General features: G+C 66.9%; 7 protein-coding genes and 1 pseudogene. All 8 read left to right on the top strand.

The features are described from left to right. On the top strand, positions 1-581 hold a 581-nt coding region (locus QZZ29_RS11085), incomplete at its 5' end, for an HNH endonuclease signature motif containing protein (protein WP_291383275.1). A gap of 233 nt (positions 582-814) precedes the next feature. Next, entirely contained in the window at positions 815-1,366 is a 552-nt protein-coding gene (gene rsmD / locus QZZ29_RS11080; RefSeq protein ID WP_291383274.1) for a 16S rRNA (guanine(966)-N(2))-methyltransferase RsmD, read from the top strand. Positions 1,367-1,376: 10 nt separating this feature from the next. Further along, positions 1,377-1,859, top strand: a complete 483-nt coding sequence (gene coaD / locus QZZ29_RS11075; RefSeq protein ID WP_291383272.1) for a pantetheine-phosphate adenylyltransferase — start codon at positions 1,377-1,379, stop codon at positions 1,857-1,859. A gap of 106 nt (positions 1,860-1,965) precedes the next feature. Continuing rightward, positions 1,966-2,535: a YceD family protein gene (locus QZZ29_RS11070; RefSeq protein WP_291383270.1), complete on the top strand. Its 570-nt coding sequence runs from the start codon at positions 1,966-1,968 to the stop codon at positions 2,533-2,535. 2 nt (positions 2,536-2,537) lie between these two features. Next, a complete protein-coding gene (gene rpmF, locus QZZ29_RS11065; RefSeq protein ID WP_291383269.1) occupies positions 2,538-2,732 on the top strand; it encodes a 50S ribosomal protein L32 in 195 nt (64 codons plus the stop codon). Between the two features lie 20 nt (positions 2,733-2,752). Further along, positions 2,753-3,448 (top strand): ribonuclease III, encoded by a 696-nt coding sequence (gene rnc / locus QZZ29_RS11060; RefSeq protein ID WP_291383267.1) that lies wholly within the window; start codon positions 2,753-2,755, stop codon positions 3,446-3,448. After that, positions 3,448-4,392 carry a bifunctional DNA-formamidopyrimidine glycosylase/DNA-(apurinic or apyrimidinic site) lyase gene (gene mutM / locus QZZ29_RS11055; RefSeq protein WP_291383265.1) on the top strand — a complete coding sequence of 315 codons (945 nt, stop codon included), beginning with the start codon at positions 3,448-3,450 and terminating at the stop codon, positions 4,390-4,392. Before rnc ends, mutM begins: the two co-directional genes overlap by 1 nt. A 122-nt stretch (positions 4,393-4,514) precedes the next feature. Beyond that, a pseudogene (locus QZZ29_RS11050) lies at positions 4,515-4,648 on the top strand (DNA-binding response regulator); the annotation flags it as partial.

The raw sequence follows: 4,648 nt of genomic DNA, 5'->3' as shown, positions 1-4,648 counted from the left end.
CGCGGACTTTCAAGAAGCCGCATAACCCCGTGTCCACTGAACGGGGTCAGGGCCACCTGGCCGGGGACGCTGGTGTGATTCCTGCGGTGCTCGGTGGTGACTCCGAGGTCTTGGACCTGGGTCGCCGCAAGAGGATATTCACCCGTGCCCAACGCCTGGCCCTACTGGAACGTGATGGAGGGTGCGCGAAATGTCACGCCCCACCCGAACACTGCGAAGCCCACCACATCGACTGGTGGGACAACGGTGGAACCACGGACCTTGCCAACGGGGTGATGTTGTGCACCAGATGCCACCACGACATCCACCGTCACGGCTGGAACATCCGCGTCCAAGCGGGCCGGGTTGAGTTCATTCCACCACCCACGATCGACCCCACCCGACAACCCCAACCCGGCGGACTGGCAGCACTCGAGGTTCTACCCGACGAAGCAGACGACGTCGGCGACACGGGCGACGCGGGCTCCCACGACGATCACGACCCACCCGGCAACCCAGGGGAGAACTCTGCCCACAACGCGACCGACCGGGACAACCCCGCACGCCAGCGTGCGCGACACCCCAAACGCCACGCCGCATGACGCCACAACCGGGGCAAGCGATGCCCCACACCGGGCAAGACGGCAGCTACCGTGCCCCGTCGGCACGGTATCGGCGGACAAGACGGCGAGGTTCGCTCCTGAACGCGTGCGTATCGACAACTTCGGAGCTCACCCTGCCCCACGCCCACGCCCCACGCCCCTGCGGTTGGCGCAGCGCCATGGCCAGGGGTGCGCCCATTTGCGTTCACTAACTCCCGCCGTACGCTACCTGCATGACACGCATCATCGCGGGCGAGGTCGGCGGCCGGCAACTGGCGGTGCCCAAGTCAGGGACACGGCCCACATCGGACCGTGTGCGCGAAGCCATCTTCTCGCGGCTCGATCACGCCGACGCCCTACGCGGTGCCCACGTGGTGGACCTGTTCGCCGGCTCGGGCGCGCTCGGCATTGAGGCGCTGAGCAGGGGAGCGGCCGATGCGACCTTCGTCGAATCCGCTACACCGGCCGTGCGGGTGATCGAGTCAAACATCAAAGGGCTTGGCCTGGGCACACGGGCCTCCGTAGTGCGCGAACGGGCGCTACCGTACCTGAAGCGCGCGACGGCGCAGTGGAACATCGCGTTCCTCGACCCGCCCTACGACATCGCCGAGGGCGACCTTGCCCCCGTCCTGGAAGCGCTCGTGACGCGACTGCCCACGCTCGCCACCGTCGTCCTCGAAATGTCCTCCCGCCGTGGCACCCCAGAATGGCCACACGGCCTGCGCGTGGTGCAAAGCAAGGCATACGGCGACACCACCGTCTACTTCGCCGAGTGCGTGCGATAGGTTGCCGTCTATGGCCACAGTTGTGTTTCCAGGATCCTTCGACCCGATCACCCTGGGTCACGTCGACATCGCCGTCCGCGCGCGGCAGCTGTTTGACCGCGTGGTGATCGCGGTGGCACACAACTCGACCAAGGCGCCCCTGCTCGACGTGGACGTTCGTGTGCGCTTGGCCCACCTGGCCGTGTCTCACGTTGACGGCATCGACGTCGCATCGACGGACGGCCTGCTGGTGGACTTCTGCGAAGCGCAGGGAGCGGTGGCGATCGTGAAGGGTCTGCGCGGCGGCGCCGACTACGACGTCGAACGTCCCATGGCGCTGATGAATCGCTCCCTGAGCGGCGTCGAGACAGTCTTCCTGACGGGAGACAGCGCTCTGTCACACATCGCCTCTTCGCTCATCCGTGACGTGGCCAGGCACGGCGGAGACATCTCGGATTATGTTCCGCCGGATGTCGAAACCGCCGTGTTGGAAGCCCTCCGCCGCGAGAACTAGCGGCCCGGCTTGAGTTCACGGCATCCAATCGCGTAAGATCGTCTGCTGGCCCGCCGGTCACTACCGGGCCGAGGTCCCCACGGACCGTTAGGACATGGAGGAGCGTGTGAAACACACTCCCGGAGCCGACACCGAATTTCGCATTCACGTGCGTGACTTGGTGCACAGGCCAGGTACTCATCGCGAGTACTCCCGTGAATTGACGGTCGCCGAGGCCCTTGGCACTGACGTGATTGGGGTTCCAGCGGGAGCCGCCGCGACACTGAACGTTCAGTGCGAGGTGGTGACTGACGGAATATGGGTCAGCGGCACCTTCGCAGCGCAAGCGACGGGGGAGTGCGGTCGCTGTCTGGATGAGGTGAAACTCGACCTCGAGGTTCCAGTACAGGGGCTGTTTCTCTACCCTGACGCCCCGCGTGAAGACGGTGACGACTCGGACGACGTGTTCGAATTCGACGGCGAAAGCATCGACTTTGAGGGCGTTGTCAGGGATGCGGTGGTCACCAGCCTGCCGTTCACCCCATTGTGTGACCCGGACTGTCCGGGGCTGTGCGACCAATGTGGCGCGCGGCTCGCGAACGATCCGGACCACGCCCATGAGATACTCGACCCTCGTTGGTCGGCACTAGAAAGTGTGAAAGACAGCATCGAGCTGTCTAACAAGGAAGAGAGTTAGCCGTGGCTGTTCCCAAGCGCAAGATGTCGCGCAGCAACACCCGCTCGCGTCGTTCGCAGTGGAAGACGACTGCTGCCAACCTCACGACGTGCCCTTCGTGCAAGGCAGACAAGCTGTCGCACGCGGCCTGCCCGGCCTGCGGCGCGTACAACGGTCGCCAGTACGCCGAGGCGCTGCGCACCGAGCACGAGGCGTAGGGCCTCCTCTCGGTCATACCGTGAGTGCTCCCGGCCCCGAAGCGGCGGCCATTCTTACTGAGCGGCTCGGTGTCGCTATCGACCCCGAGCTGCTGGTGTTGTCGCTCACCCACAGGTCTTTCGCCTACGAAAACGGCGGCCTTCCCACCAACGAGCGCCTTGAGTTCCTCGGCGACTCCGTGCTCGGCATCGTCGTCACCGACCGCCTGTACCGCGACCATCCCGACCTGCCCGAGGGCGACCTCGCGAAGATCCGTGCGTCGTGTGTGTCCCAGCGTGCCCTCGCCGTCGTCGCCCGCGAGATCGGGCTGGGCTCGTTTGTGTTGCTTGGCAAGGGCGAGGTGGCGACAGGGGGCAACGACAAGGATTCGATCCTCTGCGACAGCCTCGAGGCCGTGTTCGGTGCGGTCTACCTGACCCACGGGATCGACGTGTCCCGCGACGTCATCCTGCGGCTCGTCGGCCCCTCCCTGGTCAGGGCCTCCACGGCCGGCGACGCCCTCGACTGGAAGACGGCCCTCCAAGAGGCATGCTCCGCGTCCGGCCTGCCCGGGCCGGTCTACGAGGTCACCGGAGAGGGCCCGGACCACGCCCGCACCTTTACCGCCACCGTCCTCGTCGACGGCATCGCCCGCGGCACGGGTACCGGTCCGTCCAAGAAGGTCGCAGAGCAAGAGGCCGCCGAGGTCGCTCACGGCGTTCTCGCCGCCTCATAGTGCCCGAACTTCCGGAGGTCGAGACGGTCCGCTCCGGGCTTGCGGACCTGGTCGTGGGCTACACCGTCACGGGCGTGCAGGTCTTTCGACCGTCATGCGTCCGCCTCCAGCCGGGGGGTGAGGGCGAGTTCGCGATGCAGCTGCACGGCATGGTGCTGGGTGCCGCCGTGCGGCGCGGCAAATTCCTGTGGTTTCCGCTCGTGGAGGCGGAGGACGCCGGCGCCGGCGAGCAACTGCCCGCCATGGCGCTCAGCGCCCACCTGGGCATGTCGGGACAGTTCCGCATGTGTGAAGGCGAGGCGCCCGAGCCGCACAGCCACTGCCGGGCGCGGTTGCGCCTGGAATCGCCCGACGGCGTGCGCACGCTGGACTTTCTGGATCAGCGCACGTTCGGCTACCTGGTCGCCGAGCCGATGCGCGCGACGCCCGATGCGCTCCCGGGAGGCCACGGCAGCGCCCTGGCGGCCGTTCCGTGGACGGTGACCCACATTGCCAGAGACGCCCTCGACCCGGCCGCCGATGACGCGCGCATCGTTTCCCGAATGCGGCGAGGATCCCGCGGCATCAAGCAAGTACTCCTCGACCAGACGGTGGTGAGCGGAGTCGGCAACATCTACGCGGACGAGGCGCTGTGGGCCGCCCGCATCCACCCCCAGCGGCCAGCCCATGCCCTCTCCGCCTCCCAGGCCCGCGGCCTCCTGGCAGCAGTGCGGGCCGTGATGACGCGAGCCCTCGCGCAAGGCGGTACCAGCTTCGACGCGCTGTACGTCAACGTCAACGGCGAGTCGGGATATTTCTCACGGGACTTGGCCGCCTACGGTCGTGGTGGTCAGCCGTGCCAGCGGTGTGGTGGAGCGATCTCGCGTGAGCGCATCGGCGGCCGTTCCACGCACTGGTGTGCCCGCTGCCAGCGCAGATTGGTGCCTAGACCCGTCCGGTACTAGGACTCCCCGGACGTCCGACCCAGCGCCTCGCCCAGGACTTCCACCCCCGCGCCCCACGATTCCTCGTAGGACCCGGGACCTTAGCCCCGAACGTCCCTGGGACCCCGGGTTAGCCTTAGGTCATGAGCAATGTCAGGGTTCTTGTACTGGACGACCACGAGGTCGTACGCCGTGGCATCTGCGACATCCTTGATCGCGCTGAAGGCATCGAGGTGGTCGCAGAGGCCGGAACGGTCGCGCAAGCGGTCCGTCGCGC

The sequence above is a fragment of the Demequina sp. genome (assembly GCF_016278765.1).
Lineage (GTDB): Bacteria > Actinomycetota > Actinomycetes > Actinomycetales > Demequinaceae > Demequina.
The sequence above is the reverse complement of the archived record's forward strand: the minus strand, read 5'-3'. Positions and strand labels throughout refer to the sequence as shown.

Bases quoted from the DNA above. Each gene is read 5' to 3' on its own strand.
- rsmD (WP_291383274.1), top strand. From the start codon at position 815: ATGACACGCATCATCGCGGGCGAGGTCGGCGGCCGGCAACTGGCGGTG.
- coaD (WP_291383272.1), top strand. From the start codon at position 1,377: ATGGCCACAGTTGTGTTTCCAGGATCCTTCGACCCGATCACCCTGGGT.